This window comes from Oscillatoria sp. FACHB-1407 (assembly GCF_014697545.1).
Taxonomy (GTDB): Bacteria; Cyanobacteriota; Cyanobacteriia; order Elainellales; family Elainellaceae; genus FACHB-1407.
The window spans coordinates 61,219-77,612 of sequence record NZ_JACJSA010000010.1; the positions used below are offsets into that span (position 1 = coordinate 61,219).

Here is a 16,394-nt window from a genome sequence, read left to right on the forward strand (position 1 = left end):
CCAGTATAGAGACGCTCATGGCTATATCTCCTCTGCCCCGTCCTCTTGCATCGCTTCAAGAAGAGGTCGTCGAACTCATCAGTCAATTACCTTCCATCAAACATGGCACACTGATTCAACAAGCTCTAACGACGCTGATACGGATGGCAGAGGTCGAGGCGGATCGACTCGATTGGAAAATCCTGAATGCCTCGTTACAAGACATGGAACGGGCATTTCGGACGTTTTATCCCTACCGTCATATCCGTAAGATCAGCATCTTTGGCTCAGCCCGAATGCAACCCGATAGTCCTGAGTATCAGATGGCACTCGACTTTGCTCGTTGTGTAACCGCTCAGGGGTTTATGGTGATCACCGGAGGCGGTCCCGGCATTATGCAGGCGGGTAATGAGGGAGCAGGAGCGGACAAATCCTTTGGCTTAAATATTCAACTGCCTTTTGAGCAAGGGTCAAATCCGTTTATTGAAGGCGATCCAAAGCTTGTCAACTTCAAATATTTCTTCACTCGCAAACTATTTTTCTTGAAGGAAAGTGATGCTCTGGCGTTGTTTCCAGGTGGATTTGGGACTCAAGACGAAGCATTTGAATGTTTGACCTTAATGCAAACTGGTAAGGCAGGCATTGTGCCCTTAGTCTTGATTGACTCTCCAGGGGGTGATTATTGGCGTGGGTGGGATGCCTACGTTCAGGGGCATTTGTTGCAACAGGGATTGATTAGCCCCGGCGACTTAAATCTTTACACCATCACCGATCAACTGGATGTTGCCTGTGAAGCAATCTCTAGCTTCTATCGGGTTTATCACTCCAGTCGTTATGTCGGCGATCGATTAGTGATTCGCCTCAACTTTGAGTTATCTGATGAGGACGTTGAGGATCTCAATCAGAACTTTAGCGATATTTTGATCAAAGGGCGCATTGAGAAAAGTCCGGCATTACCGCAGGAGCAGGAATCTGAAATTGCTACACTCCCCCGGTTGGTGATGCATTTCAACCAACGCGACCTGGGACGGTTATATCAGATGATTCGGCTGATCAACCAATTCGGTGCAGGCGCACCAGAGGCAACTCATCCAGAGCAGAAATAAGGATTGAGCGTCAGTTCATATTTACAAATTGAGTGAGAAGCGGATATTGGAGCAAAGTCTGGCTAAACAGGCTCAAACCAAAGGCTTACCAAACCATCTAAAGTCCTTATCTCGAACTCAGGTTACGGCAGATCAGGGGCATTCCACCCCAAACAGGCTACTGTGTAATCCCAATTTGAATTGGCTTCGCTGCACATGATTCCGTAAGGGCGTTTCGCGAAACGCCCCTACCCACCGATCTGCCACAATCAAACATTAAATCGGTATAACGTCAATTCGGGTTAAACACCTGGCAAATCAATTCGCGGCTATGGGAGCGAAGTCCGCCTGCGCGGACTACAGAAAATTAAGGTTTGCCGAACCGACACAGGTCGGTTTTGCTCTTGTAACGGCGGTTTTAACCGCCAAGATCCTTATCCCAAACTCAGGTTGTGTACATAGATCTCGGCTTGCTTCCAAATGAGGGGCATAGTTGTTGCAAGCGTTTGAGAACCAGGCATTGGGGGAGTCTCCCCAAACTTCCATTAGAGGACGCCACTGCCCCCACTGGGTTGAGCCTGGCGCAGCCAAAGCCCCTGAAGGTGTTTTGATTCACCCAAAAACGCGCTTCGCATCGGTTCCAAGTACGGGTGTTTCTGGTTGGGTTAAGCCCCTTGGCAAAGGCTTATAGTCTCCAAAGTTAAGGCTGAGAGAACTTGTGCACACAGTAGCCCGACGCCGGAGAGAAGGTGTCTGTTGATTTCTAGAGTGGAGTGGGTAATCTTTGTAGAAATATCTTGAGATTATATTTAAGTTTGCCCTTGAGTCATTTTACTGGGTGCATCGTGCAGATAGCTCTAAGCAATACTTGAGCAATAAAACAGCATAATAAGGCAACTCAGTCAGGACTAATGAGAGTATGGGTGAGCTGATTATTGTTTGTGTTGACGCTGAATTTGCTGTACTGAACAGCCTGCAAGAGGACTTAAACCCAAATGAAGGCTGTATTGTGGCGATCGCCTCTGGTTTAGACCAAGCACTCACGTTACTGCAAGCCTCCCTGACTCCAACTACCCCTGTGGCATTGGTTACGGCACAGCAGATTGACCTGAATCAGGATATTGCTCATGTCTCGGAGTATCTGCAACAACTGCCGTGGCAACCCAATCTGCTGCTGATTCGGCACACCTGCATTGATGCCATGGCAAGAACCATGAGTTCATTGGGGCATCACACTGTCGCAGTTCAATCAGCCTCAGATTGGCAAGGCACACTTGCCATAACTCTGTTTCAGCAATTGCGCTGCCGTCCAATCAGATCATTCTATCCATTACGCCATCACAGCACGCCCCTGGCTGAACTCGATCCTACTGTGCTGGTTCAGACGGATGATGTGCGGCAGTTTCCCTCACCAGATCATCACCTCTCGGTGCAAGACCTTGAGATCCTTAACCGCGATCGCGTAGACATGCTAATGAAGCACCATTTAGCGGAGTTGATTGCATGGCAAAGTCGATATGAAGCAGCCGGTCAAGCCAGTGGGCAGATTCTCTATGAGTGGAATGGAGAAACGGATCAAAACACCTGGGGACCGAATACTGAACAGATTTTGGGCTATACCGCGAATGAAATGCCAATTACCTTAAAGGATTGGTTGGCGTTGATGCACCCCAGCGATCGCCCCATCGTTGCCTCAAAAATCGAATCCACCATTGCCGCAAGAGCCTCTTTTAAGGCGGAATATCGGTTGCAACACAAAGATGGAGGATACATCTGGGTGGAAGATCGCAGCCAATTTTTACCGAGTTGTGCAGGCGATCAAATGCGGGCTGTCGGCTTTATTGCCGATATCAGCAGTCGCAAGCAGGCAGCGGCAGCGTTGCAAGCCAGCGAGGCACAGTTTCGCAAGCTGGTTGAAAACCTGCAAGTGGGCGTGTTGTTACAGGGACCCCAGGCTGAAATTTTGATTTGCAACTCAAAAGCCCTCGATTTGTTGGGTTTGACTGAGGATCAACTGCTGGGAAGAACATCCTTTGATCCCGATTGGAATGTGATTCATGAGGATGGCTCACCCTTTCCCGGTTCCGATCACCCCGTACCACAAGCGATCGCCACTCGTCAGCCCATTCGCAATGTGGTGATGGGGGTTTATCGACCCAATCAGGGCGATCGCATCTGGTTGTTGGTCAATGCTGATCCCCAAATCGACCCCGACGGCAATGTGTATCAGGTGTTGTGTACGTTTAGTGACATTAGCGATCGCAAACGTATTGAGTCAGAACTGCAACAGGCTAAAGAAGCCGCAGAGGCTGCAAACCTGGCAAAGGGTGCCTTTTTAACCAACATGAGCCACGAGTTGCGAACACCGCTCAACGCCGTTTTAGGATTCACCCAACTGTTAGACTCTGACCCTAGCCTCAATGCTCAACAGCGTGAGTATTTAGGCATCATCCTACGCAGTGGTGAGCATCTCCTGAAGCTGATTAATGATGTGCTGGAGATGTCGAAGATTGACGCCGGTCGCATCACCCTGGAAGAGAGCGAGTTTGATTTATCAAGCCTGTTGACCAGCCTGGTGGAAATGTTGCAACTTAAAGCCGCTTCCAAGAGTTTGCAACTGAATCTTGAGCTTGCCGCGACCATTCCCCGGTACATCCGAACCGACGAAAAGAAACTGCGCCAGATTCTCGTCAACCTTTTGAGCAATGCTATCAAATTCACCGATGTTGGATCTGTGACGTTGCGTGTCAGAGGACGAACAACCCCATCGATTCAGAATGAGACGATTCAAAATGGGGCGATCGCCTATCCATCCCCTAATCCGATCTATGAAATTGAGTTTGAGGTCGAAGACACAGGTCCAGGTATTGCAACAACAGATATGCCCCACCTGTTCGATGCTTTTGTGCAGACGTCAGTTGGTCAGCAATCTGGGCAGGGCACAGGTTTAGGGCTAACCATTAGCCGCCGCTTTGTCGAACTGATGGGTGGAGAAATCACAGTCGAAAGCCAAGTACAGCAGGGGGCTCTGTTTCGGTTTTACATCCCGGTTCAAGTCAATCAACCGCCGCCTCTTCAAGCTCAACCAGAGACAGGGCATATCGTAGGGTTACAACCCGGCGAACCCATCTGTCGAATTTTGGTGGTTGAAGATCAAGTTACGAATCGCATGTTGGTCACTCGCCTCCTGTCCAAAATCGGCTTTGAAGTAGAAGAAGCAACCAACGGAGAAGAAGCGATCGCCCAGTATCAACGCTGGCTACCACACCTGATTTTGATGGATATGCAAATGCCTGTGATGGATGGCTACGAGGCAACTCGCATCATTCATCAGTGGTGTGCAGAGGTGAACCAACCCAGCCCAAAGATTGTGGCATTGACCGCAAGCGTCTTTGAAGAACAGCGATCGCCCATTTTGGAAGCAGGATGTGATGATGTTGTCTCCAAGCCCTTTCGAGTCAAGAACTTGTTGCTGACCATTGGAAAACACTTGGGAGTTCACTACATCTACGGTTAACGCTTTTAAGGACATAGAGTGCGATCGCGCTCTTCAACATTGGGGTTTGTACGAAGGTAATCTCGCAACCAATTACAACCCTGTGTCACTAAGTTCTCAAGGGACAGATCTTGCACATTCCATAGAATTACGGTCTGATCATCGCTGGTAGAGATCAGAGTTTGCCCATCCGGACTGAAGTTGACACTGGTTACGCCTTCCTGGTGACCCTTAAGGACGGTGATCAGAGAACCATCCCGTCGCCACACTCGAATCGTTTGATCATCACTGGCAGAGGCAATCATTTGTCCATCCGGGCTAATACCAATCTCGTTAATTACCTTTGTATGTCCTTCAAGGACTGCGATCGGAGTGCCATCTAGATTCCAAAGGCGTAAGGTTTGATCATTGCCCGCAGAGACGATGTATTGTCCATCGGGGCTAAATCTGGCACTGTAAACACTGCCCTCATGCCCTCGAAAAGAGCTAACTGGCGTACCATCTGTGTTCCACAGGTAAACCTGACCATCATCACTGGCAGTGACGATCAGTTCTCCATTGGGGTTAAAGTCAACGGTAAAAACACTACCTTCATGTTGCAGAATAGTTCCCTGATCTCCATCTCGGTTCCACAAGCGAACGGTCTTGTCGTTGCTGGCAGAGGCGATCAAATTGCCATCTGGGCTAAAGCGGACATCATTAATCCAACTGGTATGTCCTCGAAATGTCCGAAACTCTTCCCCTTCTGGGTGACGCACCTCCACCAATCCCCCTTCTGAAGTACTGTCATCCCGGGAAATCACAAATACTGGGTTGGTCGGGCTAAAGTCAATCGCGCGAATTCCATTGATTTGCAGCGTCTTTAACAAGGCTCCATCTATCCGCCAAAACTGGATCGTGCCATCCTCGCTGAACGAGCCAAACGATTCATCGCTTGGATTCATTCGGACTTGCTTGACTGCATCGGGGTGCCCTTCCAGCACCCTGCCCAAAGGATTATTAAGTTGCCAGAGCCGAATTGTATCATCGTCACTGGCAGAAAGGAGGATTTCACCATTGGAGCTAAAGCTGAGACTTCTGACAGGAGCGGTATGCCCAAACAAGGTTGTTATGAGCGTGCCATCGCGTCGCCACAGTTTAATCGTTTGATCTGTACTGGCTGTCGCGATCGCCTCTCCATTCGGGCTAAAGCGCACACTACGAATTGACTCTTCATGGGCTGCAAACGTAAACAGCGGAGTGCCATCGCGCCGCCATAGTTTGACCTCACCCTCAAAGTTAGCAGAGACGATGGTTTGTCCATCGGGGCTAAAGTTTACACTCCCAACTCTGGCTGTGTCTTGAAGCGTGCGAATCGCGGTGCCGTCGCGCTGCCACAGCTTAATCGTCGTGTCATCACTGGCGGAGGCTAAGACCTGTCCATCGGGGCTGAAGCTGACCTCCCGAATTTGATCTTGATGGGCTGCTATGGGGGCGATCGCCGTGCCATCCACCCGCCACAACTGCATCGTGCCGTCATTTCTACCAGATGCAAAGATTTCACCATTGGGGCTAAAGCTGACCGAGCGGATTGTCTCGCCATTTCCTTCTAAGGTTGTGATTGGGGTTCCATCTCGTCGCCAAAGCTTGATCGTTCCCTCCAGGTCGCTAGAGGCGAGAATCTGCCCATCCGAACTGAAATCAACACTCAAGACACCATCCCTGTGTCCTTCTAAAGTTTTTACCCAGGTTCCATCAGGTTGCCAAATGATAATGGTGCGATCGCCACTAGCAGAGGCAATGATTTGTCCATCTGGGCTAAAGCTCACACTGTTGACCCAGTCAGTGTGCTTTTCTAAGCGATTGCGCTCTTCAACCAGATAAAGTGCCTGCGTCAAATTCGCTAATGCTTGTAGTCGGGTGTCTCCTTGAACCCAGTCTGCGTCCAATAACATGGTGGCTGCTTTGAGGCTATCTATCAGAGCCTCAAAGTTTTGATCCACAACAAACTGGGCATTCGAGGAGGCACTGAGGGCTTTAATTTGACCCGCGATCGCCTCACGACGGTTTGCCTCTGCTTTTTGATATTGCGAGAGTGTGATTAATCCCAGGATTGTAGAAATCATCAACCCTAATGAAACGCTGACTAAAGCAATTCGTTGTCGCCTTCTTTCTCGTCTTTGATATGTATTTTCTGCTGATCGACTGGCAGCTAAGTAATCTCGTTGGAGTTCATTCGGTTGAGGGTTCTTATTAATCCCTTCCGCAGCCCATTGTTCCAATAGCTCCAGATCATTACCGCGTAGTAAGCAACTTTCGTCTTTTGCTTTTTGCTGCCATTCTTCAGCTTTTACCAACAGTCGAGTATGGGTTCTGACATGATCTAAGTCAGTATCAATAGCTTGTAATAAGGTCTGAAAGGACGTATCGAAATCATTGCTTTCTTCAAAGAAAATCCAATTTAATGCTGACAACGCTGGATGTACTTTATCAGCTTCAACATTGTGATACACAATTGGTACCAACCGTTTGTTGAGCTTGATTGCGTGCTCAATTTCAACCTTACATTCATAGGAAGCAACTGAATCAGGGCTAATAATAAATAAAAATGCATTTGCTTCTACGATGCCATCGTAAATCTCTTGTCGCCAATTTGCGAGCGGTGGAATATCCTCCCAATCAACCCAAACGGAACGATTACTCTCTCTTAAAGCGGCGCATAACTTTTGCACAAAACTCTTATCTCGCCGAGAGTAGGAGATAAAGACTTCGAGCATTGCTCCCGCTGAACTTGGTTTAAGGGTAGATGAATCAGTCACCAGAACTTATCTCTCAAACTTATTTCTTGAATAGTTTTCAGCAGATTAAATTAATCATTCCTTCCTATTTTCTCGCCCAAGTCAGTCATCCAATAAAAACTGGAACCCAAACCAAAATTGCCTGTTTCAGTCCATTCTGCCTTAATAAGTGACCACCAATCACGAGCTAAACCATTCAATACATAATCGTAGGGCAACCATCCATACCCTTTATTACCCCATTTAATTCCCCAAGAGTTTTTAACAAGAAATGCGCCTGAAGATGGAGCATTTTTAATATGTTTATAGTCGTCATATCCAACGGCAACAACCGCATGTCCACCTTCTCGTTTGTCTCGTAATCCTGGGAAGGGAATATGACCTGGCAAGTTAGAGCTGTCATGAATGGAATCATACAATGTGAAACCAAACATACACGGAAAACCAGCGACTAAAACCGTTTTAATCTGAGCTAAAAGTTCTTCTGGAGAGATGCCGGGATCATCTAATCGAAAATAGGTAATGGCTTGATAGTTTTGGGCAAAGGCATAACAGAATGAAGATGGATCCTCATCAAAGTTATCTTCTGTATAGGGACAATATTCTTCAGGAGGAACACCAAACAACACCATCGCTTTCATCGTTTCTCGTACTGATGCTCCACTATCACCCTGGCGATGCATCAGGTTGCGAGTCACTTGATATAGAAACCGTCGCGAGGCATCTATAGCCGTCCCAAAACTGCGTTTCTCAAAATATTCAATTAAAGCGACTCCAGCATGAGCCGTACAGGAATTGATGGAGCCCTGATCTTCAATGGGGCTACACCAAATACTTAGGTCAACGAATTGGGGTAAGGCGACATAAACATTGCTCTTTTTAAGATTACTCAAAATCTGTTTATGAAGGTTGCCACTGACTGGAATTTGTAATCGACAATCGGGAGATGGTGAAGTAACATCTCGAACATTGATAAAGGTGCGATCGCTCGCAGCTTGTTTCAATAAATGAACGTGAGATTGATCCAGTTTAATCAGATTATCAACTTTAATTGAGTCAATAATAAAGTTAACTATTGACTGCGTGACTGATGTAACTATCTGGTTATCCTTCAACTCATGTTGGAAATCCTCTAGATCACTCAATAGATCTTTGTAAACTTCTTGAATAACAACTTCAAGCACCTTCAACGTAATTCTTTGATGAATTGCAGAGCAATTAGTTCTGGAAAGACGACTCTTAAAGGTATCAACCAATGTTAAAATAACAGGCTTAAACTCATCCACTAAAGCTGTATTAGTCAGAGTAACGGCTGTTGCAGTGACTCGATTATTTCGCATGAAGATTTGAAATCTTCGATACCAACTCTCCAAGTTTTCGGTTGAATATGAACTGTTATTTTTAATCTGCTCTAGTGCTTGTTCAAGTTTGATCACCTGAGCAATGACTATAAAGGTATTGAAACCTGCGATCGCCGCTTTTTCTAATTCGGTATGACTCCCAATGGGTGAAATGATTTGGGCAATCACTGTGATAATAGGCTTTAATTCCTGTTCCAATCGCTTTGGAGGATACTCTGAAAGCGATCGCACCAACGCTTCATTAGTCTGTTTTCCAGCAATTCCATCTACCTTCAAACCTTGACTCGACTGAAATCGTTTAACAGCTGCCTCTGTCGTTGAACAGAACGTTCCAGTGATGTTCTCCTGGTTCAAAAAATCGAGAAGACAGAGAGCCTTCTGTAGAGTTTCGACATGTGAATGAATATCTCCCTGATCGCAATATCCAAATTCAAAAGTATCTTCTATGAGTTCTAAATCACAGACGTTCAGCTTTTTAATCACCGCTTGAGTAATTTCATCAGGGATAGATGTCTCTAGAAATTCAAATGAATCGTCAACGATTTTCGTTAAAGCGTTGATTGTGTCTGGTCCTACTGAACTGTCTGCAACTAAATTGCGGCTCTTTTGAAATTTTTTGACTGCCTCCTCCGTTGTGTTTTCAAAATAGCCCACTGCTGGACCGTGATAAAAACCTAGAGCTTTTAGACGATATTGCAAAAAGATAACAGCTGGCTCGGAATTGCCTTTGTTGTAAATTTTATGACGCTGTAAAACCCGGCTAGAGACATAGCCTTTACCATTCTCAAGATAATCACTCATGCCTTTGAGTCTGGCTGTTTCTTCAAAATTAGGAATGATTTCAGCAGGGATTTGATTCAAGGTTTTATAAGCTTTTATCAAATCGGATTCAGCATCAAATTGCCCTCCCAAAATGTCAGTCATACGAACGATCACTTCTACGAGTGGAGCAATTCTTTCCTTGAGAACTCTGCACTTTTCGTCATCACTTGACTTTTCATTGAAATGAGTTCTTCCCAGGTATTTTTGGATGTCAACAAAACCTCCAAATTCTTCTATAAGACAATCATTTCCCCGATCGCCCTTCAAAACATCCAATATCAACCCCGTACATTTTTCAAACAATTGAAGTCGAATCGGTGAAGCGTGAAATTGAGGGGAGATATTCTGCTCATTTTTAAGTTTTTCGGTTAAAGTAGAGCGAGTTTTAGGACCAATTTTACCAAGCCCCAAGCTCAGATCTTGGTTCAATTCTTGGTGCTGAAAAGCCTTAACAGCTTGCTCAGTTAAATCATCAAATTTTCCGGTTACTGCAACCTCATATCCCAAAGTCTGTAATTGCAGTTGGGTGTAAAGAATTCCTGGGCCCCAGTCTCCTTTAACATAGCTATCTCGATTTAAAATTCGTTCGCCAATACTGGAAAGTGCAGCAAGTTCTGCACGAGTCACTGAATTTAAAATTCCATTCGGCAATAATTTTTGTTGCTTCTGGAATTCCTGAACACTCTGTTCAGTGAAATGGTCAAAATAGCCTGTCGGTTCCGAGGAGTAGTACCCTAATCTCCTCAAATTCTTCTGTAAAACTCTAACGTCTTCTCCCTGGTTGCCAAGCATTAAAATCTTTTCATCAATTGCTGCTGGCAAGAAATTGATTTTATGAATCGCTTCATTCTGAATTTCATGATCAAGCGTCTCCAGTAAGGATGCACTGTCACCAGTTTGATTCTGCAACAGAGGAGCTAATTCTTTAAGAATTGCTGTCAATTTCTCGATTCTGCTGTTAGTGCGATCGCCCGTATCTAGCCCTTGAATCTTCTGCTGATTTTTTTGAATGCGGTCACTAGACAGTCTGCAATCTCGAATATCAGGATAATCGGGAACCCATCCCATTCCTTTAGTTGCCATAACTGCTACGGGGCTATAAATTAACGGATTACTGCTATTAAAACTGGCATTTTCACAACTGATGCAACATGTTTTTAATTCTTCAGGAACCCTGCCACAGGCTTAAGACAGGTTGACTCTTCACGTTTTTAAGGACTACGGTGTGGAACGGTCGGCACAGGCTTCTCGCACATCGACCTCAACCGTGGGATTGTTGCGTAGATAATCACCGAGCCAATCGCAACTGAGTTGCATCAGTTGATCCACATTTTGAACCGGATCGAGATGCCACACGATCAAGGTGCGATCGTCACTGGCACTGACGAGATAGTAGTCTTGCGAGCTAAAGTCAACACTGTTAATCGCTCCTGTTTGCCCTTGCAGCGTGGTTAACAACATGCCACTACGCCGCCAGAGTTTCACGGTGTTGTCAAAACTGGCAGTAGCGATCGTCTGCCCATCCGGGCTAAAGCTGACATCCACGACTCCGTCGGTGTGTCCCTGCAACGTACTAATGGGAGTACCATCCCGTTCCCACAATTTGACGGTGTTGTCGAAACTAGCAGAGGCGATCGTCTGTCCATCGGGGCTAAAGCTGACGTTGTAGACCCAGCCACTATGCCCGGTAAGGGTGTCTTGTAGGGTGCCGTCTAGGCTCCAGAGTCGAATTGTATTGTCCCAACTGCCACTGGCAATGGTTTGTCCATCGGGGCTGAAGTTAAGACTGAGAATGCCGCTGGAATGTCCTGTAAAGGTTCTGACTAATGTGCCATCTCGTCGCCAGAGGCGAATTGTTTTGTCTTCACTAGCAGAGGCGATCAGCTGACCATCGGGGCTAAAGGCAGCATCCCGAACGGGGGCGGTGTGCCCTACGAAGGTTTGCAACAAATTGCCATTGCGATCCCATAATTTCACGGTGCGATCGCTGCTAGCAGAGACAAAGGTCTGTCCGTCGCGGCTATAGTTGACATTCCAGACGGGTCCCTCATGCCCGGTGAGGGTTCTCAACAAAGTGCCATCTCGATTCCACAATTTGATCGTGCGATCGGCACTGGCAGACGCGATTTGTGCTCCATCCGGCGAGAAGGTTGCGTCATAGACCTGGGCACGGTGTCCTTGCAAGATGCTGATGTGTTTGCGGTTGAGTTCCCACAGACGGACGGTGCGATCGCCACTCGCGGAGATGAGCCATTGCCCATCGGGGGTAAAGCTCAAGCCCCGCACTTGAGAACTGTGTCCCTGGAGGGTATTGACCAACGATCCATTCACGTTCCATAGACGGATCGTTTTGTCGAGACTGGCAGTGGCAAAGGTGCGCCCATCGGGGCTAAAGCTGACATCAAAGACAGGCGCATTGTGAGCAGGAATCATCCGAATCAGGCTCCCATCCCGTTGCCACAGACGGACGGTGTAGTCCCAACTACCCGTCACGATGGTTTGACCATCGGGGCTAAAGCTGACGCTAGAGAGGCGAGCGGTGTGTCCCCGCAGAGTTGTTACCAGGCCTCCGTCGAATCGCCAAAGTTTTGCGGTGCTGTCGTCGCCTGCGGTGACGATTAACGCCCCATCTGGGCTGAAGTGAACCTCCCAAATGGTGGCTCGATGTGCTTGAATCGTGCGAATCAAGCGACCATCCAGTTCCCACAGCCGAATGGTGCCGTCTTCGCCAACTGTGGCGATCGCATCTCCAGTTGGGTTAAAGGCAATACTATTGACCGACCCACGATGCCCGGTGAGGGTCGTTACAAGACTGCCATCTAAACGCCAGATCTTGGCTGTGCCATCCTCGCTGGCAGAGGCAATCAGGTTGCTATTGGGGGAAAAGGCAACAGAGAAAATTTGGGCTTTGTGCCCAGTCAGAATATCAAGGGACTTGCCATCGGGTTGCCACAAGCGCACCGTGCGATCGGCACTGACCGAGGCAATGTATTGACCATTAGGGCTGACACTGACATCCCACACAATGCCGTTATGCCCAACAAAGCGGTTGCGCTCCTGCACCCAAAAAACAGCTTCTTGCAGAGCCGTCAACGCCTGAACTTCCAGAACTTGACGGGTCGTTGCTTCGGGAGGGTGTTCCTTGAGCAGATGTTGCAAAACCGAAACAGCACGAACGGCTTCCAGCAGCGCATCAAACTCCCGATTGGTTAAAAACAGAGCTTCAGACGCTTTACTCAGGGCTGCGATCTGCTTTTGCTCTGCCAAAATTTGTTGTTCCTGCGCTTCTTGACGGCTCGCCTGGGCACTGCGATAGAGCACAAACGACCAGACTCCCAAAATGAGGGCAAGCCCGGACATAATAGCCACGACGATTAGCAGGGCCTGTTGCAGCTTCAGTTGCGATCGCTGCCGATTGATCTCAGATTCTTGTCGTTTGGTTTCCGCATCGCGAGACGCCCAGATGTAATCCCGCTGGATTTGCATCGGTTGCGGGCTCTTGTCAACGCTATTGGTCAGCCATTCCTGCGCCTGTTGTAGGTCACTACCACGCAACAAAAAGCTGTCATCCTGAAGTTTGTCATGCCACTCATTGGCACGCACCAAAAGCCGTGTGTGTTGCCGCACATAATCGACATCTACGTCCAGAGCGGAAAGGAGTTTGCGAAACCCACTATCAAAGTCGTCTTGCTGACGTAAAAAGATCCAGTTGAGTTTGGCTAATTCTGGATGAACGAGATAGGGATCAACCTCCTTCCAGACCACAGGCACCAACCGTTTGTTATTTTTGATGGCACACTCAATTTCTCGCCCGCAGACCTCTGATTTTACGGATTCGGGGCTGATGACAAAGATAAAGGCATCGGCTAACTCTATCCCAGTTTGGATTTCTTCCCACCAATCCGTCGCTGAGGGAATGCTTTCCCAGTCAACCCACACCTCACGACCCCGCTTTGCCAGGGCACTATGCAGATTTTTGACAAAGTCTTTATTGCGCCGGGAATAGGAGATAAAGACGTTGGCGGCGTCTGTCTGGCTGTTTAGCACCTTCCAGACATCTTTTGGCATCTGGCGGCTCGATTTGTGTGCCAACCGAACCCGATAGTAAACTTTGCCATCCTCCCTGATTTCTTTGGCGTAATTTTGCTGAATCAGAGATTGCAGATGAGTGATTGTCGTGGCTTCGTCTTGTTTGAGATAGGCAGCGGCTTCAGCCAGGGTGACTTGCTCCTGACGAATCATCCAATTCACCAGACGCGGCAAAGGCGGTGGCAGAGTCAGAATGTCTGCCATTTTTAACCCGGTCATACCGGGATCGTTTGTTTGAGGCTGGCGTGTGTCTGTCATTGCCTAACCTCAGTCTTTGCCAGTGTCGCCAGAAACCACCATAAGATGCTGCACCCAGTTGCCACCTGTGTTGAAACCCCTATGTTAACCTCTCAGAAAGAACTAATCAGAATCTTGAGGGCTTCAGGATCAAATTTTTGATTCTTGCCTACGAATCTTAATTTTTCATCCATCCCGGTTTAAAGGGCATTGACCAGTCGAGTTTGAGCAACTTGAACAAAAGCATTGAAAATTCGTTGTTGGAGCGGATCGGTAGCAGCAGATAGCTCTGGATGCCACTGGAGAGCGATCGCCCAGGGGTGATCCTGATGTTCCAGTGCCTCAATCAGTCCATCGGGGGCATAGGCGGTGGCTTGCCATCCAGGAGGCACCGTGGGCACGGCCTGGTGATGCCAGGACACAACCTCCATCTCGGAAACGCCGACGATTTTGCTGATCAGGCTTTGAGGGGCGATCGCCACAGGATGCTTAGTCGGGTGCAACGGCTCTTCCCGATGCAACACATCCGTACCAAATGTGTCGGGAACATGAGGCAGCAGCTTGCCACCACTGGCGACACTCAACACCTGCAACCCACGACAAATACCCAGGAGCGGCAAATCCGCCTGAATTGCCCGTCGTGCCAACGCCAGTTCAAAGGAGTCCCGTTCCGAATCCAAACGATAGATTTTGGGATGCAAGTCGCCATCATAGTGAGTTGGCTCAATATCCCCACCGCCCGTAAACACCAACCCATCGACCCGCTCAATCAGGCGATCGAGATTAGGTTCCCCAGGAGGCAATAAAATCGGCACTCCTCCAGCCCGACGCACTGCATCGACATACGCTGCATAAAGATGAAATTCGCCGAGGTCATTGCGACCGTAAGTGGTGATGCCAATCAGGGGAGAGGTCATAGGAAAAAAGAAAAGGGAAAAAAGAAGAGGGAAGAAGGAAAGATGAAGGATGAAGGCTAAAGGATGAGGGATGAAAGGGAAAGGATAAAGGTGATATGTAGGGTGACGTTAGCGTTAGCGTAACGCACCATTAACTTTCAAAGAGTGGCAGGTGCAAGCACACGGCACTCATCTTCGTTCTTTTTCATCCTTTTCGTTCTTCTTTTTTCCTTCTTCATCCTTCATCCTTTATCCTTCATCCCTCTCTAAGGTGCCACGCTTTCGGCTGCGTAAAGGTCTGGATGCCGTAGGTTGAGAGAGTTAAGCCAATACCAGAATGCCCACGCCCTGACCAGGGCAACCGGGGACTGACGCGATCGCAACAGTTCCAGTAGACGGTGCCACTATTGATCTGGCGTAACATAGCGGTTGCACGAGTTTCATTAGGGGTATACACACCCGCTGTGAGTCCATAGGGGGTGTCTTGCATCAGCCGCAGTGCCTCCGCATCATCTTTAACCGCTTGAATCCCAATGATGGGACCAAAGCTTTCATCCCGCATGACCGACATGGAGTGATCCACGTCAATCAGCACGGTCGGCGCAAAAAAGGAACCGGGACGCTCTAGCCGATCGCCCCCACAGAGCAACTTGGCACCTTTGGCGATCGCGTCTTCGACCTGATATTTGAGGAAATCAACCTGAGCCGCACGAGCCAGGGGGCCAATATAGGTATTTTCATCGGTTGGGTCGCCCATCTGAAAGTCGCGCACCGTCGCCATAAAGGTATCTACAAACGCTTCATAGATCTGGTCATGGACGTAGATCCGTTCCACTGCGCAGCAGCTTTGTCCAGTGTTGTAAAAGGCTCCATCAGCAACCGCAGGAGCAACTGTTGCAACATCGACATCCTCAGCGACATAAATCGGGTCTTTGCCACCCAATTCCAGTTGCACTTTCATTAAATGGGGAGCAGCAGCGATCGCAATCTTGCATCCAGTCGCATAGGAACCCGTGAAGAACACACCATTCAAGGGATGGGTCAACAACTCTGCACCTACTTGTCCGGTACCAATCACCGCTTGAAAAATGCCCTCTGGAACACCTGCCTCGGTCATCAGTTGGGCAATCGCCCGTCCTGTCAAAGCAGCAAATTCAGAGGGCTTGTACAACACCGCATTACCCGCTAATAGAGCAGGAATAAACACATTAGACCCAACAAAGAAGGGATAGTTCCACGCTGAAATATTTGCGATGACTCCCAGCGGTTCGTGGCTAATCTGTTCCTTCAAGCCCAACTGCGAATCATGCAACAGCGTTTCTGTCGCCAATACGGCTTCCACCTGATCGAGAAAATACCCAATGCGACTGGAGGTTGTACCGACTTCGGCTCTGGCTTGCTTGATAGGTTTGCCCATCTCAGCGGTGAGTTGCTGTGCGAGCGATTCAGCGTGGTCTGCCAACAGCCCATTAAACTGGCGAATAATCTCAATTCGCTCTGCCATTGGACGCGCTGCCCAATCAGGTTGAGCCACTTTCGCTTGAGTCACTTTGTGGGCGATCGCCTCTGAATCATCAGTTGGTATCTCTTGCAACACATCACCTGTCGCCGGATTAATCACAGTCAGCATGGCATTGTCGATAAAATTCACC

Annotated in this window: 7 protein-coding genes; 2 read left to right on the forward strand and 5 right to left on the reverse strand. The window is 48.2% G+C overall.

Annotated elements, in window-relative coordinates:
• The first annotated feature begins 17 nt into the window (after window positions 1-17).
• Both H6G89_RS17475 and H6G89_RS17480 read left to right on the forward strand, forming a co-directional pair.
• On the forward strand, window positions 18-1,085 hold the full coding sequence (locus H6G89_RS17475; RefSeq protein WP_190508647.1) for an LOG family protein: 1,068 nt from the start codon (window positions 18-20) through the stop codon (window positions 1,083-1,085).
• A gap of 898 nt (window positions 1,086-1,983) precedes the next feature.
• The gene (locus tag H6G89_RS17480) at window positions 1,984-4,581 is read left to right on the forward strand and encodes a PAS domain S-box protein (protein ID WP_190508649.1); all 2,598 of its coding nucleotides are present in this window, start codon (window positions 1,984-1,986) and stop codon (window positions 4,579-4,581) included.
• A 5-nt stretch (window positions 4,582-4,586) separates the two neighbouring features.
• On the opposite strand, the gene H6G89_RS17485 is transcribed toward H6G89_RS17480, so the two are convergent.
• From H6G89_RS17485 to H6G89_RS17505, 5 genes are all read right to left on the reverse strand, one after another.
• Entirely contained in the window at window positions 4,587-7,358 is a 2,772-nt protein-coding gene (locus H6G89_RS17485) for a TIR domain-containing protein (RefSeq protein ID WP_190508651.1), read from the reverse strand.
• Window positions 7,359-7,408: 50 nt separating this feature from the next.
• Complete coding sequence (locus tag H6G89_RS17490) at window positions 7,409-10,603, reverse strand: peptidoglycan-binding protein (RefSeq protein ID WP_190508653.1); 3,195 nt, start codon at window positions 10,601-10,603, stop codon at window positions 7,409-7,411.
• Window positions 10,604-10,738: 135 nt separating this feature from the next.
• Window positions 10,739-13,867: a TIR domain-containing protein gene (locus H6G89_RS17495; RefSeq protein WP_190508655.1), complete on the reverse strand. Its 3,129-nt coding sequence runs from the start codon at window positions 13,865-13,867 to the stop codon at window positions 10,739-10,741.
• A gap of 179 nt (window positions 13,868-14,046) precedes the next feature.
• On the reverse strand, window positions 14,047-14,763 hold the full coding sequence (locus H6G89_RS17500; protein ID WP_190508657.1) for a gamma-glutamyl-gamma-aminobutyrate hydrolase family protein: 717 nt from the start codon (window positions 14,761-14,763) through the stop codon (window positions 14,047-14,049).
• Window positions 14,764-14,998: 235 nt separating this feature from the next.
• Entirely contained in the window at window positions 14,999-16,393 is a 1,395-nt protein-coding gene (locus H6G89_RS17505) for an aldehyde dehydrogenase family protein (RefSeq protein WP_199336782.1), read from the reverse strand.
• Window position 16,394 lies beyond the last annotated feature (1 nt).